This window comes from Saccharopolyspora elongata, from assembly GCF_004348985.1.
In the GTDB taxonomy this organism is placed as follows: domain Bacteria; phylum Actinomycetota; class Actinomycetes; order Mycobacteriales; family Pseudonocardiaceae; genus Saccharopolyspora; species Saccharopolyspora elongata.
Genome location: NZ_SMKW01000070.1, coordinates 24,496 through 50,647 on the forward strand (window position 1 = coordinate 24,496; position 26,152 = coordinate 50,647).

General features: G+C 63.5%; 20 protein-coding genes and 4 pseudogenes. 12 read left to right on the forward strand and 12 right to left on the reverse strand.

Annotated elements, in window-relative coordinates; all coding sequences use genetic code 11:
* Window positions 1-108 precede the first annotated feature (108 nt).
* A complete protein-coding gene (locus tag E1288_RS35510; protein WP_132493065.1) occupies window positions 109-453 on the reverse strand; it encodes a hypothetical protein in 345 nt (114 codons plus the stop codon).
* Between the two features lie 291 nt (window positions 454-744).
* On the opposite strand from E1288_RS35510, the pseudogene E1288_RS35515 reads away from it, so the two are divergent.
* The 6 genes and pseudogenes from E1288_RS35515 to E1288_RS35540 all read left to right on the forward strand — a co-directional run.
* Window positions 745-864 (forward strand): annotated as a pseudogene (locus E1288_RS35515) (helix-turn-helix transcriptional regulator); the annotation flags it as partial.
* 467 nt (window positions 865-1,331) lie between these two features.
* Window positions 1,332-2,159, forward strand: coding sequence for a class I SAM-dependent methyltransferase (locus E1288_RS35520; RefSeq protein ID WP_132493066.1), 828 nt, complete (start codon window positions 1,332-1,334; stop codon window positions 2,157-2,159).
* 137 nt (window positions 2,160-2,296) lie between these two features.
* Window positions 2,297-3,079 carry an SDR family NAD(P)-dependent oxidoreductase gene (locus E1288_RS35525; protein WP_132493067.1) on the forward strand — a complete coding sequence of 261 codons (783 nt, stop codon included), beginning with the start codon at window positions 2,297-2,299 and terminating at the stop codon, window positions 3,077-3,079.
* Window positions 3,080-3,508: 429 nt separating this feature from the next.
* Window positions 3,509-5,005, forward strand: coding sequence for an AMP-binding protein (locus tag E1288_RS35530; protein WP_165968433.1), 1,497 nt, complete (start codon window positions 3,509-3,511; stop codon window positions 5,003-5,005).
* A 93-nt stretch (window positions 5,006-5,098) separates the two neighbouring features.
* Entirely contained in the window at window positions 5,099-7,468 is a 2,370-nt protein-coding gene (locus E1288_RS35535; protein WP_235884045.1) for a thioesterase domain-containing protein, read from the forward strand.
* A 243-nt stretch (window positions 7,469-7,711) separates the two neighbouring features.
* A complete protein-coding gene (locus E1288_RS35540) occupies window positions 7,712-8,824 on the forward strand; it encodes a hypothetical protein (protein WP_132493070.1) in 1,113 nt (370 codons plus the stop codon).
* 107 nt (window positions 8,825-8,931) lie between these two features.
* Here the strand turns inward: E1288_RS35540 and E1288_RS35545 are convergent, their stop codons facing one another.
* The 3 genes from E1288_RS35545 to E1288_RS35555 are packed head-to-tail and all read right to left on the reverse strand — an operon-like array spanning window position 8,932 to window position 13,110.
* Window positions 8,932-9,936, reverse strand: coding sequence for a beta-ketoacyl-[acyl-carrier-protein] synthase family protein (locus tag E1288_RS35545; RefSeq protein WP_132493071.1), 1,005 nt, complete (start codon window positions 9,934-9,936; stop codon window positions 8,932-8,934).
* An 8-nt stretch (window positions 9,937-9,944) separates the two neighbouring features.
* Window positions 9,945-11,078, reverse strand: a complete 1,134-nt coding sequence (locus E1288_RS35550; RefSeq protein WP_328592526.1) for an alcohol dehydrogenase catalytic domain-containing protein — start codon at window positions 11,076-11,078, stop codon at window positions 9,945-9,947.
* Window positions 11,041-13,110 (reverse strand): acetolactate synthase large subunit, encoded by a 2,070-nt coding sequence (locus E1288_RS35555; RefSeq protein WP_132493072.1) that lies wholly within the window; start codon window positions 13,108-13,110, stop codon window positions 11,041-11,043. The genes E1288_RS35550 and E1288_RS35555 overlap by 38 nt, the downstream gene beginning before the upstream one ends.
* A gap of 644 nt (window positions 13,111-13,754) precedes the next feature.
* Between E1288_RS35555 and E1288_RS50555 the strand changes: the two are divergent.
* A pseudogene (locus tag E1288_RS50555) lies at window positions 13,755-13,919 on the forward strand (IS3 family transposase); the annotation flags it as partial.
* Between the two features lie 263 nt (window positions 13,920-14,182).
* On the opposite strand, the pseudogene E1288_RS49280 reads toward E1288_RS50555, so the two are convergent.
* Together E1288_RS49280 and E1288_RS35570 are read right to left on the reverse strand one after the other, a co-directional pair.
* Window positions 14,183-14,521, reverse strand: a pseudogene (locus tag E1288_RS49280) (transposase); the annotation flags it as partial.
* An 87-nt stretch (window positions 14,522-14,608) separates the two neighbouring features.
* Window positions 14,609-15,211: a TetR/AcrR family transcriptional regulator gene (locus E1288_RS35570; protein ID WP_235884046.1), complete on the reverse strand. Its 603-nt coding sequence runs from the start codon at window positions 15,209-15,211 to the stop codon at window positions 14,609-14,611.
* Window positions 15,212-15,296: 85 nt separating this feature from the next.
* Between E1288_RS35570 and E1288_RS35575 the strand changes: the two genes are divergently transcribed.
* The gene (locus E1288_RS35575) at window positions 15,297-16,523 is read left to right on the forward strand and encodes a metal-dependent hydrolase family protein (RefSeq protein ID WP_132493075.1); all 1,227 of its coding nucleotides are present in this window, start codon (window positions 15,297-15,299) and stop codon (window positions 16,521-16,523) included.
* Window positions 16,520-17,374, forward strand: coding sequence for an alpha/beta hydrolase (locus tag E1288_RS35580; protein WP_132493076.1), 855 nt, complete (start codon window positions 16,520-16,522; stop codon window positions 17,372-17,374). Before E1288_RS35575 ends, E1288_RS35580 begins: the two co-directional genes overlap by 4 nt.
* A 309-nt stretch (window positions 17,375-17,683) precedes the next feature.
* Here the strand turns inward: E1288_RS35580 and E1288_RS35585 are convergent.
* Window positions 17,684-18,235: pseudogene (locus E1288_RS35585) on the reverse strand (IS701 family transposase); the annotation flags it as partial.
* A 147-nt stretch (window positions 18,236-18,382) separates the two neighbouring features.
* On the reverse strand, window positions 18,383-18,853 hold the full coding sequence (locus E1288_RS50560; RefSeq protein WP_408014290.1) for a zinc finger protein: 471 nt from the start codon (window positions 18,851-18,853) through the stop codon (window positions 18,383-18,385).
* A gap of 413 nt (window positions 18,854-19,266) precedes the next feature.
* Here E1288_RS50560 and E1288_RS35595 point away from each other — a divergent pair, with 413 nt between their 5' ends.
* Together E1288_RS35595 and E1288_RS35600 are read left to right on the forward strand one after the other, a co-directional pair.
* Entirely contained in the window at window positions 19,267-20,616 is a 1,350-nt protein-coding gene (locus E1288_RS35595) for an amino acid permease (RefSeq protein ID WP_408014291.1), read from the forward strand.
* A gap of 87 nt (window positions 20,617-20,703) precedes the next feature.
* Entirely contained in the window at window positions 20,704-21,258 is a 555-nt protein-coding gene (locus E1288_RS35600; protein WP_235884047.1) for a cold-shock protein, read from the forward strand.
* 142 nt (window positions 21,259-21,400) lie between these two features.
* Here E1288_RS35600 and E1288_RS35605 read toward each other — a convergent pair whose 3' ends face one another.
* The 4 genes from E1288_RS35605 to E1288_RS35620 all read right to left on the reverse strand — a co-directional run bounded on the left by E1288_RS35605 (window position 21,401) and on the right by E1288_RS35620 (window position 24,189).
* A complete protein-coding gene (locus tag E1288_RS35605) occupies window positions 21,401-21,634 on the reverse strand; it encodes a hypothetical protein (protein ID WP_132493079.1) in 234 nt (77 codons plus the stop codon).
* 163 nt (window positions 21,635-21,797) lie between these two features.
* The gene (gene panB / locus E1288_RS35610; protein ID WP_132493080.1) at window positions 21,798-22,760 is read right to left on the reverse strand and encodes a 3-methyl-2-oxobutanoate hydroxymethyltransferase; all 963 of its coding nucleotides are present in this window, start codon (window positions 22,758-22,760) and stop codon (window positions 21,798-21,800) included.
* 43 nt (window positions 22,761-22,803) lie between these two features.
* The gene (locus E1288_RS35615) at window positions 22,804-23,571 is read right to left on the reverse strand and encodes a Rossmann-like and DUF2520 domain-containing protein (RefSeq protein ID WP_207954736.1); all 768 of its coding nucleotides are present in this window, start codon (window positions 23,569-23,571) and stop codon (window positions 22,804-22,806) included.
* A 264-nt stretch (window positions 23,572-23,835) separates the two neighbouring features.
* Window positions 23,836-24,189, reverse strand: coding sequence for a hypothetical protein (locus tag E1288_RS35620; RefSeq protein WP_132493081.1), 354 nt, complete (start codon window positions 24,187-24,189; stop codon window positions 23,836-23,838).
* A 538-nt stretch (window positions 24,190-24,727) separates the two neighbouring features.
* Here E1288_RS35620 and E1288_RS35625 point away from each other — a divergent pair.
* Window positions 24,728-25,675 carry an SMP-30/gluconolactonase/LRE family protein gene (locus E1288_RS35625; protein WP_132493082.1) on the forward strand — a complete coding sequence of 316 codons (948 nt, stop codon included), beginning with the start codon at window positions 24,728-24,730 and terminating at the stop codon, window positions 25,673-25,675.
* The last annotated feature ends 477 nt before the right edge of the window (window positions 25,676-26,152 follow it).

The window sequence follows — 26,152 nt, forward strand, 5'->3', positions numbered from 1 at the left end:
ACCGCAGAGTGATTCGCGCACTTGTCGAGGGGGACAGCAATTCCTGCCCCCTCGCACGGAGATTCATTTGTGCTTGGTGGCACCGTGCATCGTGCACGGTTGGCCGGATCAAGCCAGACCGAGAAAACGGGGGGCTTTGATCGTGACCGTCGGGGCATCGGTGACAGCTTGCGACTCCAGGCTGCTGATGTGGGTGAGATCGCCGTTGTAGGTTTCGATGACTGTCCGAAGGATGTTGCGGTCTTCACGCGAAACCATTCGCCGCTTGGCCGCAGCGATGGACGCCAGCGCTTCCGCCGCGGGCAACGCCTTTCCGCCTTCCAGGTAGCCGGCCACCTTGTTCGCCTGCTCGTCGTTCAGGGCCGAGCCCATGTGGAAGAGCACCTGGTCGAGGGCGCTGCTGAAGCTCTGCGGGGATTCGGGGGCGATGACGCCCGGGTCCATGACAGACATGTCGTTCTCCCTTGCGTGCGTCAGGGGCAAATACTCCGTGGCGCGCGATTACGAATTTGTGCGTCGACAGCGAACGGCCGGGCGACGCGCCGCCTGGACCGGAGAGGGTGGCGGAGCATCTCGTTCCCGAAGTGGTCGATCCCTGTGCCCGCAGCACAAAGCTACCGGCCCCGGCCTAGCACTGGCCACGACTTGAGTTGAGCGTTGCCCGCACGACTCACCAAGATTGCACTCGTCCCCAGTGCCGGGCCGAGTTCCGCGGGCGCACGGGTACTGCCCTGCGATGGCCCTGCCGACATTGCCGCCGTGCTCTGCTACCCAGAGCGAACCGTGAAGAACGTCATCTACTGGATGGCCGGCTGGCTGAAGTTGCGCAACCGGCAGCATGCCGTGGCCTACGCGGTGCGCGCCAGTGCGTTCGTGGTCGCTTGGGCGGAACAGAAATCGTGCGCGCGGTTGATCGCCGCGCATCCCAGCTGTGCGATCGGCCGGTTGCCAGGTATCCGGACGGAATCCAGTAAGTTGATCATCCACGCGTCATGGACGGCCCGTGCCGAGCGGGTGCGCAACAGCGAGAAGCTGCTGATCGCTCGGAGCTCAAGTACCAACGGTGCCATGACGCGGACTTCTGGTCACGCACCCAACCCGAACACGGACACGGCTCGAGTCAAACGGGCAAACCAGCCTGCACTTTTTCCCCTCGTTCGCCGAGTTTTGATGTACTGCTGAGGACCGGAAAATTTAAGCTACCGACTGCGTTTCTCGACGAGTCTCCGCAACTGGCTAATTATCGGAAAAGGTTGGGGCCGGCCGAGTATTCGGAAGTCTGAAAAAGTTCGATTTCTCTTTAGTTGGTTGAATCGTAGAAAGGTTCTAGTGTGGTCTCGAGTGCGATTCCTTACGGGCAGGTTCTCTTCACGCACGGCCATGCCGCGGAGGCGGAACGGTTGACTGCGTTGGCGGCGGCGTTTGACTCTGACACCATCCACCGGCTCGAGAGGATCGGTATCCAGCCCGACTGGAACTGTTTGGAGATCGGAGCCGGCGTCGGTACGATAGCCAACTGGCTGGCAACCCAATGTCCTCGCGGCCGTGTCGTTGCCACCGATCTCGACACCAGCCTGATTTCAGACGAAGGGCGTCCCCCAAATTTGGAGATTATGGCGCATGATGTGACTGTCGATGATTTCCCCGAGGGCGCCTTCAATCTGATTTGTTCCAGGTTTGTGTTCGAGCACATCGCCGACCGTGACGCCGTGCTCGCCAAGGTGGTCCGCTCGCTGGCCCCAGGTGGCTGGCTCCTCCTGGAGGACACCGGACCGTTCCCGTTCGACTCATCGCCGAATGCGTTGTACCGCAAGGTCAGTCAGGCGGTGCTGTCGATCGCCACCAAGCGAATGGGAAGCGACTACGAATGGTCGAGAGCGTTCCCGGCCCAGTTGCGCGCGAACGGGCTGGTCAACACTGGTGTCCATGCCTCGAGCCACGGGGTTGGGGCCACCCCGATGGGCCGTGCGTGGCGGCTGACTGCCGAGCACATCGCGGCCGACCTGAATACATACTTCGGGATCACCACAGCCGAGCTCGCGGAGTTTGCCGACCAGGTCGAGAGCTCCTCGTTCGATGACCTGTGCATCGCGAGCGTCGCAGCCTGGGGGCAGCGACCTCCAGCGACAGATCTGCCCAACCCGCGATTCCCTGCGTGAGGGAGACCAGCATGTCGACCCAGCTGATATCTGATCACGGAGGCACTGCGGCCGCGTGAGTATCAGGTCGGTGCCGAATCAGTTCTCGCGGAACCATCCACAACGTTCTTATCTCGGCACATCTTGAGAGCAGGCAAATGGACCTTGAACTGAAGGATCGAGTGATACTCGTCACCGGGGCATCTGTCGGCATCGGACGGGCAACTGCCGAGCTACTCGCAGCGGAAGGAGCCACCGTAGTTGGCGTGAGCCGCAATCTGGGGCCTAGCGACCCAGATCGACAGATCGATCACGTCATCGCCGATGTGACCGACCCGCAAGCAGGTGATCGCATCGTCGAGACAGTGCTGGAACGCCACGGCCGCCTCGATGGATTGGTCAACAACGCGGGTGGGTTGGATCTCCGAAGTGGCTTCCTCGACATCACCGAGGAACAATGGCTCGACATGTTCGACTTGAACTTCCATGCCGCGCGGCGCATGAGCAAAGCCGCACTGCCGGCACTCCTCGAATCTGGCGACAGTGCGATCGTCAATATCTCCAGCTCTTCTGCCCATTTAGGCACAATGCTGAATCCCGACTACGCGGCGGCCAAGCTGGCGCTGTTGTCCCTGTCAAAAACCTTGGCTGCCGAGTTCACCGGCAATGGAGTCAGATCAAACGTGGTCACTCCTGGACTGACCAGGACGGCAATCTATGACCGCCCCGGCGGTTTCGGGGAGAAAGTGGCGAAGTTTCGCGGGATCGAATTTGCTGACATCGTCGACTACATGGCCACTTCAGTTCGCCCGCAACTGACGAAACGAGTCAGTGAACCCGAGGACGTCGCTCGCGTGATTGCCTACCTTGTCTCCCCATTGGCAAGCCAAGTTACAGGCGCGGAATGGGTCGTTGATTCCGGCGTGCTCATGCAGATCTGAGCAGGCGACAAGGTCGTTACAACCCCACCACGGTGTGGGTCACCAACGCATTATCCCGGAGAGACTCGGCTCTGCAACAGGGTGCGAACAGATCTGCCCGTGCGGGCATGACCATATTCCCTTGCGAATCCGCTGTCAGACATTCTCGAGGGCGCGCTGCACGGTCCGTGAGCACCTTGGTTGCTGCCGGCTCCGTGTGCTATGGCGAATACAAGTAGCACTCGCTTGCGCACATCTTGCCTCACGCCGTTGGGCGGATGGATGGGCAGGAAACGTGGGTCGATCAGGCAACTTCGAGGATGGCGCCCTTTCGTCCACCGCACCGAGGTTCCTACGTTTTCGGCGTCCGGGTCGGATTCGGCCGGTCCGGTGCAAGGCCGTCCGCGCGGTGCTGTCTGGTCTGTTGGCTGCACAGATCAAGTGGTTCGCGTGCCGCGATCGCAGACAGGGAGGCTCGTTGTGCAATCGGACGTTGAGCCGGATCCGTGCCCGGTCGCGAGCCCCGGTGCAGGCACGATCCTGTCGGCGTTCGCCGATCTTCACGAGCGCGACATGCACCGCGAGCTTTTCGTCTTCGTCGACGACGAGGGCCGCGATGTCGAGTCGATGACAGTGCATCGTCTGGCCCAGGACGCGCACCGGGTCATGTCTCTGCTGGAAGAACGCGACGTCCGGCGTGGCGACCGGGCACTGCTGGTCTACCTTCCTTCCCTGGATTTCGTCAGCGCGTTCCTTGGATGTCTTGCCTGCGGCGTGATCCCAGTTCCGGTCGCCCCGCCGAATCCGCTCAGGCTCGCGACCGACACCGGGGCCTTGGCGGCCAATGCCGTCAGCTCCGGTGCGCGTGTGGTGCTGACCCACGATGCCTACCAGGGGGCGATCGAGGCTGCGATAAGAGCGCGCCCGCTCCCGCCCGAGGCGCCCAAACTCCCCGAGATTCCTTGGCTGGCCACCGATTCACGCGATGGTGACAAGGTGGACGTGGTCGACCTGCGGCGTTGGTACGCCCCCGCAGATCCCGATGAGCCGGCATTCCTGCAGTACACGTCCGGCTCGACAGGTTCCCCGAAAGGCGTGATCGTCAGCCATCGCAACATCTACCACGAGTTGCTGTTCCTGGCCGCGGACCTGGGGCTCGGCGACGACACGGTCGCGGTCACCTGGGTACCGCATTTCCACGACCTCGGATTGATCAGCTTCCTGCTGAACACCATCGTGGGGCACTCCGGGCGGACCTACGTGATGTCGCCCCTGAGCTTTCTGCAGCGGCCCTCGGTGTGGTTCGACGTCATGTCCCGGGTACGCGCCACGCACACGTCAGCGCCGGACTTCGCCTACGACCTGATGGTCCGCAAGACGACCTTGGAGCAGCGCGCCGAATGGGACCTCAGCGCCGTGCGAATTCTCGGTTCCTCAGGCGAAATGGTGCTGCCACAGACCATGGAGCGGTTCTGGAACGCTTTCATACTGCGCGGTCTGAAGCCCGCGGTATTCCACCCCGGTTACGCCATGGCCGAGCACACATTGAGCCTGAGCGTGGGCAGCGGTGGACCGCTGTGGGTGGACAAGCGGGAGCTGGAGAAGGGCTGCGTGCGGCCGGTGGAGGCCGGTTCCGCGCGGGATGCCGTCGGTCTTTATGGCAGCGGTTGGGTCACCAAGGAAGATGCCCGCGTCCGCATCGTCGATCCCGACACCCACAAGCCATGTGATCCAGGGCAGGTGGGGGAGATCTGGGTCGACTCGCCCACCAAGGCCCTCGGGTACTGGGGCTTGGCGGACGAGACCCGTGAGACTTTTCGCGCTCGCGTCTCCGACGGCGACCCCCGCGAGTATCTGCGGACGGGTGATTTCGGTTTCCTCCACAACGGGGAATTGTTCGTCACCGGTCGGCTCAAGGAGGGATCGCGTGCGACGAGGTGGTCGTAGATGCTCCGGGCCCGGTGCTCAAGACGACCAGCGGCAAGGTGCGTCGCGCCGCGTGCCGCGCGCAGTACTTCCAGCGAGCAGGGGAGCAACCCGATGAGCAGTGATCCGCTGTTTCCGGGGCTGCGGATCTCCACCGGACCGGATGATCCGCGACTACACGACGTCGATGCCGACTCCACCGCATTGCTCCGGAAATTGAGGGGCACCTGTGATCAAGCATCTGCGTCAGGGGTGCGCCCCACCTCGACGGTCTGCGTCGTTGGCGCGGGTCCGAGTGGTCTGACCGTCGCGCACGAGCTGGAACACCTCGGGCACACCGTCGTGGTGTTGGAACGCGAGCCGGTCGTCGGTGGCAAGTCCGTTTCGGTCGACGTCGACGGACGTGCCTACGATCTGGGCGCCCACATCTGCACACCGCGCTACGAGGAGTTGGCCGAACTGGCGGCCGAGTTCGGTGTCGACACCGTGGAAACCACAGCGGTCTACGAGTACGACGCCGACCGGTGGATTCGTCGCTCTCCGAGTGCGGCGTTCTTCCGGAGATCGGAGTTCTCGCGGTACTCGCGATTGCGGGAACAGACCTTTTCAGACATCGGGGCCGCCGGCCTGGCGCACTCTGCTGGGTCGTTGGCTCAACCGATATCGAAATGGGTGGTCGGCAACGATCTCTTGGCCATGACGGATTCGCTCGGATCCGGCTACACCGCCTCGGGATACGGCTATCCGCACGACGATGTTCCCGCACTGTATTTCGTCAAGCATGCCGAGATGACCGGCCTGGTGTCCGTCGGCCCGCGATCCACCGGGCATGCCGGAACCTTCACGATCTCCGGTGGTTTCGGACAGCTGTGGCAGCGCGTCGCCGGCAGTCTCACCGATGTGCGCACCAGTACGCACATCACATCGATCGAACGCACATCCAGCGGCGTCGTCGTGCACACCGACTCCGGTGCTGTGCTGGCGGATTCGCTCGTTCTGTCCGTTCCTCTCGACCGTGTCGTCGACGTGCTCGAGGCCACTGCCGATGAACGGGACATCGCGGCGAGGATTCGCACGATCGACTACTACACCGTGCTTTGCCGGGTCTCCGGACTGCCCAGAGGCGGCATGTATCTCGTCCGTTCCAAGGGCGAGGCGCCGCCACCTGGCCACTGCGTCGCCTATCACAACCGGTATTCCGACACCAACGTCTACACCTGCTACTCCTACGATGCGCAAGGCCTGGAGGCCGCAGACATCGTTCGGCAGTTGCGTGACGACGTGGCTGCGATGGGCGGCCAAGTCACGGAAGTGCTGATCACCCGCCGCTGGCCGTACATGCCGCACTTCGGCGCTGAAGATCTCGCTGACGGAATTCTCGATCGTCTTGAGCGCATGCAAGGAGACAGCCGGACCTATCACGTCGGGAGTCTCCTGGGCTTTGAGCTGATCGAGACCAATGTGGGCTATGCCCGGCAACTCGCGCACAGCTACTTTGCAGCTCCGGTGGACGACAGCAGCCGCGGGGAGAACCGGCGCGATGCACAGCGATCGCAGGTGCGGTCTGAAGCCGAGCTGCTGGCGCGCCAACTGGTCACGCTGATGGACGATCAGCGCACCGACGCGCGAGAGATGGAGCGGAAACCGATGCTGGCCGTTGCACTGAACCCGCCCCGGCCCTTCTTCTGCGTCGGCGGCGCGGTCGGAACAGCGCATCAGTTGCAGTCGCTCGCTGATGATCTGGGCCCTGGGTTCCCGTTCTACGGGCTTCAGTCCCCGGGGTATGACGGCGGTGAGCCGGCTCTCGACAAGGTCGAGGAACTCGCCGACCGGTACCTCAAGGACATCTATGCGGTCCAGCCGCGTGGGCCCTACGTCGTGGGTGGCTATTCGTTCGGTGGTCTGGTCGCGTATGAGATCGGCTGTCGGCTGCGGCGTGACGGGGCGGAGGTTGCCGAGGTGGTGGCGATCGACAGTTACCTTCCGCACGAGGGGCAGACCGCACCGGTTTGGGATGAACGTTCCGCTCTGGAGGAGCTGGTGGCGGTGCAGCGGGCGATGTCCGGAGCCCAAGGGGATGCGCTGAAGGTGGATCCCGCACTGACGTTGGCCCAGTGCCGTGCGATGGCCTGCGAGGAGCTGCGGATCATGGGCGCAGCCGCGGCAGATCGACTACTCGATCGGCTATTGCCGGTGTTTCAAGCAAATCTGGAAGCCAATATCGCCTACCGGCCTCCGGCCTCTGATCTGTCGATGACGTTGCTGCGCGCAGTCGAACCCTTTCCGCCAGTGTTCGGGGAGGTGCGTCGATCCGCGATACCGGTGGGCTCTCCCCACAACGGCTGGGCGTCGGTGCAGATGGCGCGGCTGCGCGTGCACGAGGTGCCCGGCAACCACTTCACCATCATCGGCGGAGCCGACCTACCCGTGCTGGCCGCGACCTTGCGGACAGTGCTCGACGCGACGCTGCTGAAGAAGCGATGAAGATCCCGCTTTTACCACGTCCCAGAAATCACCCTGCTCGTCGTTTCGGATTGACTGAAAATCCATATATAATTGTCTTTTTGCTTGCCATGTGCCAATTTTTCAAGCGGGCCAAGCATGTTTCGTAAGACCTGTGTTGGTAGCGCACGTTCTTTCAGGGACGGCACGCGATGGCATCCCGGCTCGGTGGTGATGTCAGACGTCTTCCGTTCTCCCCGAGTCCTTCTCGTCAGAAAGGTTCGCATGCTGCGACTCGATCCTTCTTCGCTGACGATGGGTGTTCCGGTGCCGTGGTGCGAGACCGCGGTGGGGAAGGTGCGATTGACCGATCGGTTCACCTTGCATTCCAGGGCACCGGAATCCAAGTCGTTGAGGCGGGCGCGGCGCGGATTGGAGCACCTGCTGAGCTTGCTTGACACGCAGGACGTGGCGCTGGGCGAAGCAGCGGTAGAGGAGCGGTCACCAGCGGGCGGCAGCTGGTTCGTGGCTCTTGGCGAGGAGGACGACCGGCACTGGGTGCGTGCGGCCGGGCTGTCGCATTTGCGTGCGCGTCAGGTCGCGGTCGACGAGGTAGTGCTGTCCTCGGGACTGTGTCTGTGGGGGACCGGAGCGTTGTGGGCGGTGGGAAAGGCGGGAGCGGTGGAATTGACGCGGGCGCCGCAACCCGAGGAGGTGCGCACTCTGCACACTCTGCGGGCCCAAGCGGAGCTCTCCGCCTATGAGACCACGACCTCAGCGGCACTGGCCGGACTCGCGGGAGCGTTGGCGCGGTGGGCGGCGATACGAGTGCCTCCCACAATGGACTGGGACATACCCCACCTGCACTACTTGGCCGCCTTGCTGGACGAGCGGGGTACGCCGATGCTGGCACCGGAATTGTGGCACTACTGGCAGGATTTGGTGCGTCAGCGCAACGCCCAGGTTCACGAGCTGGTGGTGCGGCGCTGTCTCGCCGATGGCCTGCACGCTGTCGTCGTCGAGGGGCTGGCCGGTATTGCGGACATTGCCCGCGGCCGGTTGCCAGGAACCACGCCCCAACAGGCACTGCGGTTTCTAGCCGACGTCGATCCGGTCTGGCGCCGCATCGCTCCGACCGAGCGGGTCACCAGTTACTCCGAGCTGGTCCGGTTGGCCTATGTGGTGCAAGTGCTGCGAGCCGGTTGCCCAGAGCTGCACGGACGATCTGGGCGATTGCTGATATGCGTGGAGGATCCGGCGGAGTCCCGGATTCTTTCCACGGCGCGGACAGTCGCCGAACGGGCTGGGCTGGATCTGCAGGCCGTGGGGCTGTATCCGCTTGGGACACTCCTGCCCAGCACGGGCGGCAGCCTGCACGCCTGCGGGGAGCCGAGGTAAGCAGGGCCGGGAAACAGACCGGCGCAGGGGAAACTCGCGTTCGTTGGGTGAGCGGGACACATTGCTGAGCCCCGCTCACCATACACGTTGCCGGACGAGGCAGTAGCTCAGTTGCGCAGCAGCATCGCTGTCACATGTAGACCGCATGCGACTGCCACGATCAGCGTGTACTCGGTGGTGATCTCGTCGAGGTAGTACGCAAGATTGACCGGGTAGGTGGCCACGGTCATATTGCCGTGCTCTGCGAGGGTGTCCAGGTATTCCCGGGGTTTGATGCGCTCATTCCAGTGGTCCATCAGGATCCGGGAACCCTGGTGGGTCATCAGGGTTACCTGGTTCGGGTCCACGTCATTGCGTTTGAGCAGGTCCAGTGCCACTACTGCAACGGCGTCCTTGACCAGCCCGCCGAGATCCTCGATCCCGGTCTGCGTCATGTCGTAGGTCGGGGTCGGCAGCCCGGTGACCGGATCGGCGGGGAGCAGCGTGAGGCCGTTGAGGTGCAACGTTCTCATGGTCATAGTCAGGCCGTGATATTGGCTGCTTGCGGTCTGCGTCAAGTGGTCAACGACCACGAAACGATCGGAAGGACCGACCACCGCCGCACCGGCCGCGTCGCCGATGCTGACCGCGTGGCCCTTGGTGTAGTCCATGTGTCCGGTCCAGTTGGCGCCGCAGGCGACCAGCGAGTTGCGGGCCCGGCCGGCTTCTACCGCCTCGGCTGCGTGCACGACGCCGAGCAGGAAGTTGCTGTACTCGCTGTTAATCGGTACGACCATGACTTCAGAGGGAAGCCCGAGCAGGTGGTGCACGTGGTACAGGCTGTTGGGGGTGAGGTATTCCGGCACGGTAATGTAGCCGTACAACCGGTCGATGTCGACGGGCTCGAGCCCTGCTTTGCCCAGCGCGAGATCGGCGGCTTTGACGACATGGTCTTCAATGCGTTCGCCCTTGGCGAGCACTCGGCGGCGATCGAGGCCGCGGAAGACGGCCGCCTCGATCACGCCCTGGGCATTGCGGTTCTGATTCAGCGAAGCATATGCCGGGTCGTCGTTGCGTCGGACCCCGTTCGGGACCGAATAGCCAGCGCCGAGAATGCCTGCAGTCTGTGTCATGTCGTCCCTCAGTACGTGATGAGCGGCTTGATGATTCCGTCAGCGCGTGAAGCGAGAAGGTCGAAAGCTTTCGCCGCGTCTCCGAAGCCGAAGCGGTGCGTAGTCATCGGTGTGGGGTCGATGCGCTTGTTGACCATGAGCCGGAACAACCGCTGAAGACGCTCGGAGCCGCCAGGGCAGAGCATCGCTCGGATTGTCTTGCCACCCATGCCGAAACCGAAGGACACCAGTGGAATCGGCAGCGGCCCGGTGGCTTGCCAGCCGTGGTAGCCGGCATTGACCACCGTGCCTCCGGCTTTCGTTGCGCGAACGGCCTGTTCGAATGTCTCGTGGGTGCCGAGTGCCTCGATGGCGCAATCGACCCCGTGCTGGCCGACGACGTCCCGGATCTTGTTGATCGCATCCTCGTGGCGCGGGTTGATGACTAGATCGCTGCCGAACTGCGCGGACAGACGGGCATTGAGTGGGCGAGTCGCAGTGGTTATGACTGTGCCGGCGCCGAGCAAGCGGGCTCCTGCCGTGACGGAGAGACCGACCGCGCCTTGAGCGAACACCGCAACGGTACCGCCAAGAGGGATGTTGGCCTGTTCGGCTGCGGCGAGCCCCGTGCTCATGGAGTCGGTCGCGTACAACGCCTGCTCGTCGGTCAGCTCGTCGGGGATCCTGGCGACGTTGAAATCGGCGTCCGGCACGACGAAATATTCAGCCAAACTTCCGTCCTGTTGTGTGGTGAACTTATAGCCACCAACCCCACCGCCGCACTGCTGTGGCGCTCCGCTCTGGCAGAAATCACAGCACCCACACGGCGTGACTGAGGTAACCGCCACCCGTTCGCCTTCGCGTACTCGTGTCACCGCGTCCCCAACGCGGCTCACGATCCCCACACTTTCGTGCCCAAGGACCCGGCCCACTGGCACAGCCATTGCTCCGCTTAGATTGTGTACGTCGCTCGCGCACATCATCGATGCGGTGGTTCGCACTACCACATCGCGCGGACCTGGTTCCGGTACCGGCCGTTCTGCCAACGCGACCTCGTTGTGCGCCACAAGCGTCAGGGCTTGCATGGTTACGCGCCGCGGACGTGGCAACTTAGTAGTTTCTTTGCTACCCGATTGCGTCGTGGTCAAGCCGCTCGTACTCATGACTTTCCTCCTGTTCTACAGCCTTGCATTCGAGAACATCTGCCAGGTTCCGGAGACTGTCCACCAGGGATTCGCCGCGGTCCCCGGGGGATTCCAAGAACAGTTTCAAGTATTGCCGCCCGCTGCGGCTTTCCATCGACATCCGGTTTATGGTGAGGCCGCACCGGCGCACTGTGGCCGTAACGCGCGGTACTACGTAAGGTGTGTCCCGCGTAACCAAGAAAACTGCTCGAGGCGAGGCGCAGACCAACTTGTTGCTCGCGTTTCTCGCGATGATTTCCTCGCGAACGATGCTCGTATCCCAGCGTGGTGACATGCCCCGGGCGATGGCGATATCATCGTTGCTGACGCCTGGCCCGATCATCGGCCACACCATCTCGCTGGCCGGCACCTGGAAATCGATGACCACTGGAGTGTCGGTGATTTCCAGAGCACGCCGAACCACGTCGTCGATTTCATCGGCCTTCGTGCATCGCAGGCCGACGCATCCATATGCTTCGGCGAGCCGCACGAAATCCGGCGCTGCCCCAACGGTGTTCAAGTCAGACTGCGAGTACCGCTCGTCGTAGAAAAGGTTCTGCCACTGCCGGACCATGCCATAACTACCGTTGTTGATCACAGCGATCTTGATGGGGATTCGTTCGGCCACGCACGTGGCGAGCTCCTGATGCGTCATCTGGAAGCAGCCGTCGCCGTCGATCGCCCAGACCTCGCGCTCGGGCAGAGCCATTTTCGCGCCCATGGCGGCAGGCACCGCCATTCCCATCGTGCCAAGCCCGCCCGAGGTGATCAGCGAGCGCGGACGTTCGAAGCCGATGCACTGCGCAGCCCACATCTGATGCTGGCCAACCCCGGTCACGTAGATCGCCTCCGGCGCGGCCAGTTCGCTCAACCGGCGTAGCACACGAGGGGCGGACAGGCCCTCCGCTGGCTGTTCGTAGGCCGGGCGATAGGTCTTCTGATACCCCAGCAAGATCCTGGTCCAGGCCGTGAAGTCGTAGCGGAGATCCTCTGCAGCGCTTAGCCGGTGGAGTTCGCTGAGGACCTCCTTGCAATCGCCGACCAGGGGCACATCGGCGTGCCGGACACGAGAAACCTCGGTGGCGTCGATGTCGATATGGATGACCTGTGCCCCGGGGGCGAACGTGGACAGTTGTCCGGTCACTCGGTCGTCGAAGCGAACGCCGACCGCGATGAGCAAGTCAGCCTGTTGCAGAGCGCCGACCGCGGCCACTGATCCGTGCATACCCGGCATGCCCATGTGCAATGGATGGCTGTCCGGGAAGACGCCGAGTCCCATGAGTGTGGTCACCACAGGTATCCCGGCGTGCTCTGCAAAGCGCAGCAGCTCCGGAGCAGTTTCTCCGAGAACGGCACCACCGCCTACGTAGAGCACCGGCCGCGATGCCGAACTCAACAGCTTTAAGGCGCTACGCAGCAACTGCTCGTCATACATGGTCGGCGTCTGAGGCGCAGACCCTAGTAGTCCGGGGAAGGGAGTGGCGGCGAGCAAGGCATCCTTGCACACGTCAACGACCACCGGCCCGGGCCTGCCAGCCCCGGCAATCCGAAATGCGTCGGCGATCGCAGCAGGGATCTGTTCGGCGTCGGTGACTGCGAACCCGTGTTTGGTAATCGGAAGAGTGATCCCCAGGACGTCAATCTCCTGGAAAGCGTCCGTTCCGATCGCCGTGCTGGGCACTTGGCCGGTGATCGCCACAATCGGGATCGAGTCTCGGTACGCGTCGGCCAGGGGAGTGACGAGATTTGTCGCGCCGGGACCGCTGGTAACCAGACAAACCCCAACCCTCCCGGTCGCCTGGGCGTATCCCCTCGCCGCGTGGCCGGCGCATTGCTCGTGCCGTACCAATACGTGCCGCAGCGTCTTCGAATCGACCAGCGCATCATACGCCGGCAGGATCGCGCCCCCGGGCAAGCCAAAGATCACCTCCGTCCCGACTAGTTCCAGGCTTCGGAGCAGGGCTTGAGCACCGGTTATCCGTTCGGCATACCTTGGTGAGGGGACGACCATCGGGAAAGCCTCCAAAGGAAGACCCATTAATTCCGAGTTGCACCCGGCGCCGGCCTACCTCCACGAAAACCGACGCCAAGGATTATCCGCCGATGACATGACAGCATGCCGCTCCGCGCAAGTATTGTTTAGAGAAAATGGTGCCATTGATCGCCGCTTCACGTGCAAGCAACGGGGCCACAAGGAAGACTCGCAAGGAAACCGGGCGATCGTAGCAGATACTCCTCGCTCCCCACCTCTGGCAGAATTCTCCGTTCTCGAGCTGCGGGAATCGGGCTACCCCAGGTGTATGCCCGGGGTATTGATTCTGCGGCCAACCAGGCCAAATGTCGGTGGCCGCGAGTTCGTGGCAAATTTTTACGGTTCTATCGTCAGAGACGATACCGCTTGACCACGGCTGTGCCCTTGCGATCATCAATACCTGCCTATTCGGGCAGGTTCAGGGAGTGCTGTGTCCGCTCGGGATCCAGAGAGGGGAGACGAACGTGCGCGTCCGAGCTGTCTTACAGCGAGGGAGGCAGAGAGTATCGCTCCGCGACGTATCAGCTCCTGTCACGCATCAATGCCTACCTGGTGCGCTGGATTCACACGAAGTACAAACGGCTGCGGGGCGAGAAGAAAGCCATCGAGTGCTGGCGGGGAATCGCCGAAAGGGCATTGAGGTGGCTCGCTGCACCGTCGAGCGGCTGATGCGTCAGCTGGGCATCAGCGGCGTCGTGCGAGGCGCACCCAAGCGGACCACGATCCCGGCGAAAGACGGTGTGCGGGCCGGTGATCTGGTCAACCGGGACTTCGCCGCCGGCCGGCCGAAGGTCTAGTACTGCAACGGCACTCGGCGATCAGGGGCGGATCTCGTTGCCCGATAATGGGATCAACCCGTCGAGGCCGGTCCCAGGTGCCCCTTTCGGCCTCCTGGGCGCGGGTGGCAGCGAGGTAGGCGGCGGCGAGCATGGCCAGAGTGATGTGGGAGTGCCAGGCCCGCCACGACCGGGCCTGACACTGGTCGAGCCCGGCCTCGTTCTTCGCGCTCCGGAAGCACTCCTCGATCGCCCACCGCGCCCCCGGCAACCCTGGTGCCGGTGTACTGACGCTGCACCCAGGCCGAGCGGAGGCCTTTCTTGATGAACCTGGTCTCGTCGAGGATGAACACCCCGGTCGCGTCATCACCGAGCTGGTCCAGGACATCACCGCGCAGGTCATCCCGGGCCCCGTCGACGTCCCAGTCCGTGGTGCGCAGCAACCGCTGCATCCGGTCCGGCGAGACCGCCCCGGCATTCTTGGCCAGCGTCCAGCCGTTCTTCCGCTCCCGCCCAGCCAGCAGCCTCTGCAGGTAGGTACCGACCCGCTGACGCGGCTCGGACCTGGCGAAACGGCTGAAGATCAGCTCCACCACGGCATCCAACGACGCCACTCACCTTGCAAGATCCACCACGCGGTGATCATCACCGCCGACAGCCCTCAGCATCCCACGTCACGCCGTCGTTGCAGTACTACCTGCTCAAGGCCCCGGATGTGTCCGTGGAACGGATTGGCCCTTGCTCATGCGCAGGATCAAGGCGACCGCGTCCTCCGAGTGGACTGCCGGAGTCAGGACCTCCTGGAGGAGCAGGCCACGAATCGCGGCGATGGTGACGGAGGCCGTGGTCAGCGCTTCCTTGGCGTCGAGCCCTTCGCGTTCCGCGAGCGAGGCCAGAATCTTGGTCAGGTCGTCGAGTGAGTCGATGAACTCACGAAAGTTCTCCGGGCTGTACGCGGCCAGACCTACGACGTGAAAGAAGCCGCGGACACGCGACAGCTGCTCCGGGCGGGTGTAGGTCCGCCAGATCGCCACGACGAGGTCGTCGAAGGTGCCTTGCTGGGCGGCCTCGAAAAGCGCCTCGTTGTCACGGGATCGCTGCGCCTTGAGCATGGCTGCCAGGACGCCCGGGAGCGACCCGAAGTGGTATCGCAGGAGGGCGTGGCTGGTCCCGGTCCGGGCGGCGATCTCACGGAGTGACACCTCCGGTGCGGGAAGGGCCTCGTCGAAGGCGTCGAGAAGCCGAGCCAGGAGGCGCTCGCGTGCGTCGCCGGTGCGTTCCGTGCTTGACAGGATCACTCCCACAGTTTATCCATTGGAAAAGACTGACGGTGCCGTGGTGCTTCAACCATGGTCGCAGTCAGCTCACCGACGGCGGAGGACATGACTCGTGGCACCTTTTCAGATAACCGGCGCGGCGGTCGTCGACGGGTCGGGTCGCGACCCCGTTGACGTCACCGTCACCATCGAAGACGGGCGTATCACCCAGCTCGGTGCCTCCGGCGCACACGGCGAGCGCTTCGATGCCGGGGGACTGACGATGACGCCTGGCCTGATCGACGCTCACGTTCACCTGGGCCTGTCGAGCCCGATCCAGCCGCAGTTCTCGTTTCGGATCAGTGCCGCTGAGATCGCGGCAGACATCTTCGCCACGGCCGGCGCGACGCTCGACGCCGGCTTCACGACCGTTCGGGACACCGGCGGGATCGACGGCGGCGTCGTCACCACGATCGCAAAGGGCAAGGTCAGGGGGCCACGCGTCCTGTCGTGCGGACCTGTTCAGTGCCAGACCGGTGGGCACGGCTACTACGGAGCCGACTGGGAACCCACCGAGCTGTGGAGCAGCCATCACGTTCCCGGTCTGTGCGCCCTGTCCATGATGTCGGGCAACGCGGACGAGCTGCGAAGCAACGTGCGCGAGGCATTCCGTCGCGGAGCCTCCTTCCTGAAGCTCTGTGTGACCGGCGGAGTGGTCGGCGCGCACGACAAGCTGACCGACACCCAGTTCACCGTGGAAGAAATCGCCGTCGCTGTTCAAGAAGCCGCGGCACGGGGCACCTATGTGACGGTGCACGCCCACAACAACGAAGGCATTCGGAACGCGGTCGAGGCCGGGGTGCGCTGTGTCGAACACGGCACCGACCTCGATGAGTCCACGGCCACCCTGATGGCCACTCGCGAGGTCGCCCTTGTGCCCACGTTCGCTGTCGTCGAGCAACTGCTGCATGACACCGCTGGAGCCGGCCTCGGCGAGTCGACCCGCGATCGTGTGCTGGGTGTTCGTGAGCGGATGACCGAGGCGCTTGCCGTCGCCAAGGAGGCCGGAGTGCGGATCGGGCTGGGTTCCGATCTCATCGGTCCGGCTCAGGACCGTCGAGGCGAAGAACTCAAGTTGCGCGCAGAGCTGGAGACGCCGATGGAAGCACTCGTGGCGGCCACGAAGACCAACGCCGAGATCCTTGGCCTATCCAGCCAAGTGGGGGTCATCGCTCCCGGCATGCAGGCAGACCTCGTGCTCTGGAACGGCAACCCGCTCGAAGATCCGAAGCTCTTCGCCGACCCCGCCAACGCCGTACTCGTCGTCCAAGCCGGACGTGTTGTGAAGGACCTCCGATGAGCACCATGTGGCACGGCTGCCTAGCCGACACCGACTACTTCGAGATGCGCTCCAGCGGTGGGCACGACTACGGCGTCTGGGTCACCACGCCACCGGGCTACGACCCCGCCACGACGCGAGCGCCTGCCGTGTATGTGCTCGACGGCAACTGGGCCGTGGGCATGACGGCTCCGCTCATCGTCACCCAGGCGGACCCCATGCAGCGGATCCAGCCCTACATCCAGGTCAGCGTCGGCTACGCGGGCGAAGACGCACAGCACTGGGATCGGCTGCGCAACAGAGACCTCGTGCCACCCGGCGAGCCCATCGCCAAGGAGCTCATCGATGCCGTGGAGGCGGGAGTTCAAGCGGGCGCGAGGACACGCGAGGAAGCCGACGCCTACCTCGCCGAACTGCGCGACACCCACGCCGATGCGTTCCTGGGCTTCCTCACCGCGGAACTGCACCCGCGGATCGAACGCGACTACGGCACAGCCACGAGCGGTCACGGCCTTTTCGGCTACTCCTACGGCGGACTTTTCAGTCTCTACACCTGGCTCACCGGCAGCACGCTCTTCGAGAGCATCGGAGCGGGCAGCCCCGGCGTCGCCGGTGAAGACAGTCAGATCTTCGCCCAGCTCCAAGAGATGGGTGACAGGCAGCATGCCGCCAAGCTTCACGTGACCCTCAACGAGCGAGAGCTGCTCGGAGACCTGGCCATCTACCAAAACATCACGAAGAACACGGCCACCGTCCTTCACCGCCTCACCTTACGCGGCGGAGCCGTCACCAGCGCGGTCCTGCGCGAAACGCACGTGACTGGCCTGCAGGCATCGTTCCTCAGCTACCTCAGGACCTGCCGGGCCCGGTAAGCGCGAACGCCGCGGCTGTGCGACCGCCGCGCTGGGCGGCCCGCACTCCGGAGAGTTCGCATGTCCATCGATGACCTGCAGTCTCGACAATGGTGACGACCGCCTAATTACTGCAACGGCGCTCAGGTGAGTGGATAGCCTCGTCGTTGGTAGTGGCTGAGGCGGGCTTGGTGTTGTCGGCGTCGGCGGAAGCGTGACCAGGCCCAAATGTGTTCGGCGGTGTCGGCGACACGCAGGACGAGTTTGGTGAGCAGGCGCCGGATCTCCGGTAGCGTGAATCCGATCATGCCTGGTTCGTCGACACCGATTCCCTTTTATGGCAAGGGATCGTGACACGGTGAGCCAGGCGTGGGCGAGCATGGACAGGGTGATATGGGCGTACCACGCTCGCCAGGATCGGACCTGGTAGTGGTCGAGCCCGGCTTCGTTTTTGGCTTGCTGGAAGCATTCCTCGATCCGCCAGCGCGTGCCGACGATCCAGGCCAGGTCCAGCAGCGTCGAGCGGCGAGACCCGTAGCAGACGTAGTAGGCGATCTCGGTCGGGTCCGAGATCGAACGCCGGGCCAGCAACCAGTGCCCGCGCCCGGCCGGCCAGCCGATGCGGGTGGGCATCCTCGCCCAGTCGTACTCGCGGGTGCCGTGCGCGCCGGCGCCGACCGACAACCGTCGCCACGAGCGCTGCGGCAGGGCGGCGATCAGCTCGTCGGCGCGGGTTTCACCGCCGTCGGTGGTGATCAGGGTGTCGTTGACTTTGGTGGCCAGCACGTACGCGGCGTCGCGCTCCTCCAGCCATGTCCGCAGGTATTTGACCTGCCCGTATGCCTCATCAGCAGTGATCCACGCGAACGGCACACCCGTGTCAAACGGAATCTGACGAGAGTCCCGCCACAGCTGTCCAATCGGCTACAGGTAGGCGGATCCTCGTAACCCGGGATGTTACCCACGTCGAGGGACCTTGGGAAATCGCCGCGCGGACCGCGATCCCGGCTGCCATCGTCGTGCGGCGTTTCACAGGCGGTGCAGGGTCCTCGCGAAAGTCGGCGTGCTGTTTATAATCTTGGCGGCGGACCAGCATTCCGGGCAGCTGTCCCAGAACCAATCGGTCTCACTCGGTCGGATCAGCGTGATCACCTCGCCGCAGAGCGCTACGACCTCGGTCCCGAGTTCACGCTGATGTTGCTCCTTGCGCATGGCGTGTCTGGCGCCGTTCACTGGCAGCCACCGAACGTCACTCACGTTGATCGCCTCCACTGGGCATTGCCATTCTGTCAGCGTCAGTCTGGGACGTGACGTGCGAGCCGCCGATGTGGGAGTCGAGTGCGGATACGCGGCCTTTGCCGGCTCACGCCGTGTCCAGATCAGATCTCGATGTCTTCCACCTAACAGGCTCGTGACCTCGAAGCTACGCAGCGAGCGCGCGCTTCGCGATACTTCAGGGCATACGTGCACTTTCGGGCTGGACAAGTTGACCCAGTTCACAGTTCGACGCTTCCACCCGTGCGGCTTCTGCGGGTGTCGTCTCCGCGCCCGGATGCTTTGGCGGGCGCGCGGCGCACCAAGGATGCTGCGTGATGGTGTACCAGGTTGCTCGCGGGAATCGCTCGTCCGCGGTGCCTCCGCGCCCCATCAGGGTTGCCCGTAAGTCCCGTCCTTGCAACGAATTCTTGACCGGTAGCTACCCAGGGGTCAGCATTGCTCTTCATTCGCCAAGAGCGGAACAAGCGTGAGGATCGGCCGCGCGTCATATTCGCGTGTGACGAAACGACACCGGAAACGAGTTGGATCGAGTGACTGACCGAACCGTGCGTGATGAAGGCCGACCAGAGCTGCGAGAGCATGTCGATGTCGGCGACATGGGATACAGCAAGTCCTTGAAAGCCAGGCACATCAACATGATCGCGATCGGGGGCGCGATCGGCACCGGGCTTTTCCTTGGCGCGGGCGGGCGACTGGCGCAGGCCGGTCCTGCATTGGCCATCGCGTATGCCGTCTGTGGTGTGTTCGCCTTCTTCGTAGTGCGGGCTCTGGGGGAGCTGATCCTGTACCGGCCGTCGTCCGGCGCATTCGTTTCCTATGCGCGGGAATTCATGGGCGAAAAGGGCGCTTTCGTCGCTGGGTGGATGTACTTCCTGAACTGGGCCACCACCGGTATTGCCGACATCACCGCGATTTCGCTGTACGCGCACTACTGGAGCCTGTTCACCCCGGTTCCGCAGTGGGTGCTGGCGCTGGCGGCGCTGGTGATCGTGCTTGCGCTGAACCTGGTCTCGGTGAAGCTCTTCGGCGAGATGGAGTTCTGGTTCGCGATCATCAAGGTCGGCGCGCTGGTCGTCTTCATGGCCGTCGGAATCGGCCTGCTGGCCGTGGCGCATCCGATCGACGGCACCGTCCCCGGGCCGCAGTTGATCTTCGACAATGGCGGTGTGCTGCCCAACGGCCTGGTGCCCTTGATCCTCGTAGTCCAAGGAATCGTCTTCGCCTATGCCGCCATCGAGCTGGTCGGCGTGGCCGCGGGGGAGACGAAGGACCCCGAGAAGATCATGCCCAAGGCGATCAACTCGATCATGTGGCGGATCGGCATCTTCTACGTCGGATCGGTCATCCTGCTTTCGATGTTGCTGCCGTGGGACGCTTACCAGAAGGGCGAAAGCCCGTTCGTCACGGTCCTGTCCCACCTCGGAGTCCCCGCGGTCGGTGACGTGATGAACCTGGTTGTTCTCACCGCTGCGATGTCCAGCCTTAACTCGGGGCTTTACTCGACCGGTCGCATCCTGCGGTCGATGGCGGCCTCCGGTTCCGCCCCGAAGTTCACTGGCCTGATGAACCGCAGCCAGGTTCCTTATGGCGGAATCCTGCTCACCGGCGCGGTCTGCGTGCTCGGTGTGGGGCTGAACTACGTTGTCCCCGCCGCAGCCTTCGAGATCGTGCTGAACTTCGCCGCGATCGCGATCATCACCACCTGGGGCATGATCATGCTGTGCCACCTTCTCTTCGTGCGCAAGGCGAAGACCGGCGCGGTATCTCGACCGACCTACCGCCTGCCCGGCTCGCCGATCACTCAGCTCGTGACGATCGCGTTCCTGTTGTCCGTCGCGGTTCTGATGTGGTTCGACGTGCCGGCGGGGCGGGTGACGCTGCTGTGCGTCCCGGTGCTTGTGGCAGCCCTGGTGATCGGCTGGTTCTGCGTCCGCAAGCGGGTGGATGCGGCACAGGTTCTGGGGGAAACCGACGAGAATCATTAGTCGGGTTTCCGCTAGATTGCTGGCGGCTCCTTACCGCGCATAGGGGCACCGGCACGGGACGCGATCACGGGCAATTCAAGACTGCTCGTGATCGCGTTCTCGTTTTTGGTCAGCGGGATTGTGGTGGATGTCGCGCTGCGGCCTTTGTTTTCTGCGCCGGAGGGAGCTATACTTCGGATGTATTTGTTGGCGGTGCGGAAGCGTGCACTAGCGGTTTGCGAGGCTGAAGCGGTGGAAACGGGTAAGATCGTTAAGTACGACGAGACCAGAGGGTTCGGTTTTATCGCGCCGGATTCCGGTGGCGAGGACGTATTCCTGCATGCGTCCATTCTGGACGAGGAGCTCAAGCAGAACCTCCGCGGCGGTATGCGGGTCGGGTTCGAGGCGATGCCCGGCACTCAGGGCACCAAGGCAGTGGCTGTGCACCCGCTCGGCGCGGCTTCGCAGGCGGCGGAGGTCGCAGACGAAACCCGCAGCGGTGACGATGATGAGCTGTGCGACGTCCTGCCGGTGGCCGAGTTCTCCCAGCAGATCACAGATGTGCTGATCGAGACCGCGCCCAGCCTGACGGGTGGGCAGATCCTCCAAGTGCGCAAGCGGCTCGTGGCATTCGCGCAGAGCAACGGCTGGGTGGAAGCCTGACGGCGCGTTGAGAAGTTCGGCATGCCCGGTCAGGACGCAAAGCGTCCCGACCGGGCATGCCGCGTTGAGCAAAGCGTCGCGACGGCTTGCCGGGGCACTTTCGGTGCTCCGGCAAGCCCGTCACCTGCGATCCGGGGAGGATTCAGGGCACGGGTTCGATGGTATGCGTGCGGTCGGCGGAGCTTCTCTCGCGCTGAAGGGGCACGGCTGTCCGAAGTTCCTCGGCTGTGTGGCCGATTCCAAGTTCGGATACAAGCCGGGCGACCAGGGCTTCTTGTTCGGTGAGGTAGAAATGCCCGCCGGTGAAGCCTCGGTAGGAATACGTGCCTACCGCTAACTCATTCCAGGCCGAAGCATCGTCCAAGGTCGTGAGCACGTCGCTGGGCTTCCCCCGTGGGTGTGGACACTCTGATACTGGATCTTGAGGTCCAGGGGAAGGAGTGTCCCGGTTGGGACGGCCATCGAAGTTCAGCGACGAGTTCAAGCGTGACGCGGTGGAGCTGGTGCGTTCCACCGGTCGTCCGGTGCCGGGCGCTGCGTTATTGCTGGCCGTTGACCGCGTGGCTGACGGCCTCGACAGGGCGCCTGGAGCTCGAGTTCGCCTGCACGGGAACCGACAGCTCCGTGTCGGCGATGAACTGGTCCAGTTCCTCCTGCTTGATGCCGTAGCAATGCTCCGGCGCGGGGAAGGCACTGCGGCGGACTTCGTCGGCGTACTCGCTCACCGCATCGATCATCGCGGACCGCATGTTGGCCCACCGCTTGGCGAACTTGGGCTGGAAGCCGTCGAAGATGCCCAGCAAGTCGTGGTAGACGAGCACTTGGCCGTCGGTGTCCGGACCCGCACCAATCCCGATCACCGGTATCTTCATGTGCGGCATGATGGCCTTGGTGACTTTGGCCGGAACCGCTTCGAAGACGATGGAGAAGCAACCAGCGGCTTGGAGACGTAGGGCATCGTCCAGCACCGACCGTGCTCGTTCGGCGGTGACGCCCTGGGCGCGGAACCCGCCCAGGGCCGTCGCGGTTTGCGGGGTCAGCCCGATGTGGCCCATGACCGGGATGCCGGCGCGGACGATCGCCCTCGCCCGCTCCGCCGACTCGCCGCCGCCCTCGAGCTTGACGACGTCGCAGCCGCCTTCCTTGACGAATCGAATCGCGGTGCTCACCGCCTGCTCGTTGGACACCTCGTAGGAACCGAAAGGCAGGTCGCCGACCAGCAGCGGGGTTTTCAGACCTCTGCGAACCGCCGCGGTCAGCATGATCATCTCTTCGATCGAGACCGGAACCGTCGTGGGATAGCCGAGCACGGTCATGGCGGCCGAATCGCCGACGAGGACCATGTCGACGCCAGCGGAATCGACCACCTGGGCGCTCGGGTAGTCGTAGGCCGTGATCATTACGATCCGTTCACCGCGGTGGCGTAGGTCGGCCAGCGCGTTCACCGTGACGGGTTTGCGGCTGGCTCCGGACTTGCCTTCAGGCTGGGGGTACGTGGACATCGCTATACTCTCCTAGTCGTTTTCCCGGCACGCTGGCCCGGACTCATTTCTGCGCTGTCCGATTGAATGCCAAGTCTCTGGTTGCCTCGACGAGCGCGTCGAACAAGAACAGCGATTGCGGGCAGCGCTGTCCAACCGCGAATCGCTGGAGCGCCACGGTTTCCTCGTCGCCGCGAGCGATGGGCCCCGTCAACGCACGCGAGGCGCCGAGTTCCCCCCAGTTCCGAAAAGCCGTTTCCACCAACGGAAGGAATGCCCCGCGATCCACTCCCGCGGTAGCGGCCATGTCCTCGGCCAGGCCCAGCACCGTGACGAGGAAATTCGCGGCGACCGATGCCGCAGCGTGGTAGGCGGCGCGGTCGCCCTCCGCGACCGCGATAGGGCGCATGCCCAGGCTCATGGCCAACTTTCGTCCCACTTCTGATCCCCGCTGGGTAGTACCGGCGATCGCTGCAGCGCAACCGTCGAAGCTGGCAGGCGCGGCTCGTGTGATCGTCATCAGTGGATGCAGGGAGAATCCCTCGTGCTCACCCAGAACTCCGAGGCCGGTGGCGCCCGAGCAGTGTCCGACCACGGTTCCCAGGCGCAACCGTGCCGCGACATCTGCGATAGCACCGTCCGGAACGCAAAGCAGGACCACGGGGGCATTCCCGACATCCGGATCACGCCCCAACGGGCCGACGATCTCCGTTCCCGCGTCGCGCAACGAACGTGCCAACGCGGTGCCCATCCGTCCCTGGCCGACGATTGCGACCGGGCCCTCCGGCAGATCTCGCGAGAGATGATCCATAGCCACCACCGAGTTCGTCACGATCTTTGCCCTCCACGAGCCCGGCCCGCCAAAGGAAAGCTCCTGACGGTTACGCGTCGCGTTGAGGTGACCGCGTCCACCAGCTTCCCCATCAAGAACAATGCTGTTCCCTGACGGAACTTTGCCGAGATTGCCAGGTCTGGGAGTCCTCGTGCTTTAGGGCCCGCCGAGATTGAGACACTCCGGAATATGCCACTGCGCCTGGTAATCTGTCAGCGCCTCTTGCCCGTTCGTACCGACGCGAGTGGCTAAAGAGGAAGGCGGCTATCGGACACGCCAGCCAACGGTGACAACGCGCACCGAGGAACGCGGGCTGCGCCTCGCGGAGGTCGAGGAACGCGAGCCGGAGCCCGGCGACTGGCCCATCCACATGTCGTTGTCGACGAGCCCTTCCCGGAAGATCGCTTTCATCCGGTCGATGGTCAGGTCCATGTACTCTCGCAGGGGCAGATCGTCACGCAGTCGCGGATCGAACAACTCCTGCCGCAGCAGATCACGCATCGTCCGCCGGTAGGCGGAGGCGTCCTGTTCCACGTCCAGGGCAGTCAACCGTTCCGCCTCCGTGGCATGAGCATGGGTTAAGAGATGTTGCCCTTTAGGGACTGCAGTTGCGGCCATGTGATCGAAATCCTCTCGATTCGTGGGCATCGCGCATTTTCAAAGGGGACCGTGCCATTTGGGCAGGGTCCATCCAGCGGCTGTTCACCCACGGTGGCGGGAAAGCTGGGCCCAGCAAGACACACAGTTGGGCGGCCAAGAGGAACAAATCGGCACCAAAGCGCGCGAAAGCCCCTGAGTCAGCAGTCGCGATCGCTGTTCGGAAACGTAGTAGGGGCGTGATCCGGCCTCAAGGGTTCCGTGATCATCCAGTAAGGTGCATGGTTCGAACTCATTTCTGTGTGCCCGGATTCGGCCAGGTCTCTTGTTGCTTCGACCCGGGAGTCAAACGCTCCCAACAACTGCGGGCACCTGTCGCCTTTGTCGCTCCCGCCTACAAGCGTCGTCGCGATCGGAGTAACGAAAATCTCCTACATATCTGCGCTTCTGTCACGCCTAGTTGCCCAAACGGTACATTCTTCGGTGTCCTAACGGGCACGCCACGCGACCTTGCTTCCAGACTTGCGCGAAAGTCAGTGGCCAAGTGGAAGGACGAGCAATGGAACTCTTCGCGCAAGGGCTCTTCGCCCCGGAATGCCCGGTGATCTTGGACAACGGTGACGTCTTGGTGGTGGAGATGCGGCGGGACCGCAGCGCCGTCACTCGTGTAGATGCGGAAACACGGGAACTGCACGCTATCACGCTGACCGGAGGGTTTCCCAACGGACTGCTTCGTGATGCGCAAGGCAAGCTGTGGGTCGGCGAAGCGCACGAGCACGCGCTCATCCGCTACGACGCAGAGGGCAACGAGGAAGCACGCATTACGAATTGTGGGGACGAGCTTTTCCGCTGGCCCAACGACCACGTCATCGGCCGTGACGGTGCGATCTACATGACCGACTCCGGCGCGTGGGAGCACGAAGTGCTCGACCCCGTGAAGATGACCCTCAAGCCTGGTTGGTCTGACTATCCGTTCGATGGCCGGGTGTACCGGATTGATCGGGCGACGTTGGACGTGACGCGGATCGACAACGGCATTCGGTTCGCCAACGGTATTGCCTTCGACCGCCACGACCGGCTCTACGTGGCCGAGACCATTGGCGGGAATATCTACCGTTACGAGGTTTTCGGCACCAATCCGCGGCGCGAGTTGTTCGGCAATGTTTGGGACGGTGTGGCGCCCGACGGTTTCATCGGCCCGGACGGCATGAAATTCGGTGCAGACGGGCGCCTTTACTGCACGGTGATGGGTGCCGGGCACATCGTCGTCTTCGACGAGGCCGGCACGGTGGTGGAGCGTATCGAGACGAAGGGCAAGGCGCCGACGAACATCGCGTTCACCGAAGACGGACGGCACAAGATGTTCGTCACTGAGATCGCCAACGGCGCGATCGAGGTACATGACGTCCCGTGCGATGGTTTACCCATCTATCGGGACTCGGTCGTCATCCCAGCTCAAAGGGACATCTCGCCCTATCGCCACCGGGCGGAGACCAGCTCCGTGTGATCGGTGCTGGTGGTCCCGGGGAGCGGTCCGGTGTCGATCAGCTGCTGACGGCGCCAGTTGTCGATCGTCTGGACGCTGAAGCGGATTCGCGAGCGCGGAGGTGCAGAATGCGCAGGTTCGTTGACATCTCTAAGAGCCTGTTAGCGGAACTCGTTTTGCGTGGCGGTGCGGGTGGCGGAACCTCAGAAGCTCCCTGGACTGTGGGAGCTCCTTCTTATGTATGACCAATACGCGGCGAAGGGGCTGTCCTCGCCAGGAAACGTCTGAGAACCCGCGGCGGTGCAAATTGCCAGGATGGGCCAAGCGGCTTCGCCGCTTCAAAGACAAAACCGCCATTCGCCAACAGGCTCTAAGAGTTCCTAACAGAATGATCACTTGTAGTGACTGGCATTCCCTGATGGTTGATCATGATCGTGTGAAGAAGGGTGAGCAGCCGCCATGGATCGTGTCCGACGAGCTGTGGGAGCGAATCGAGCC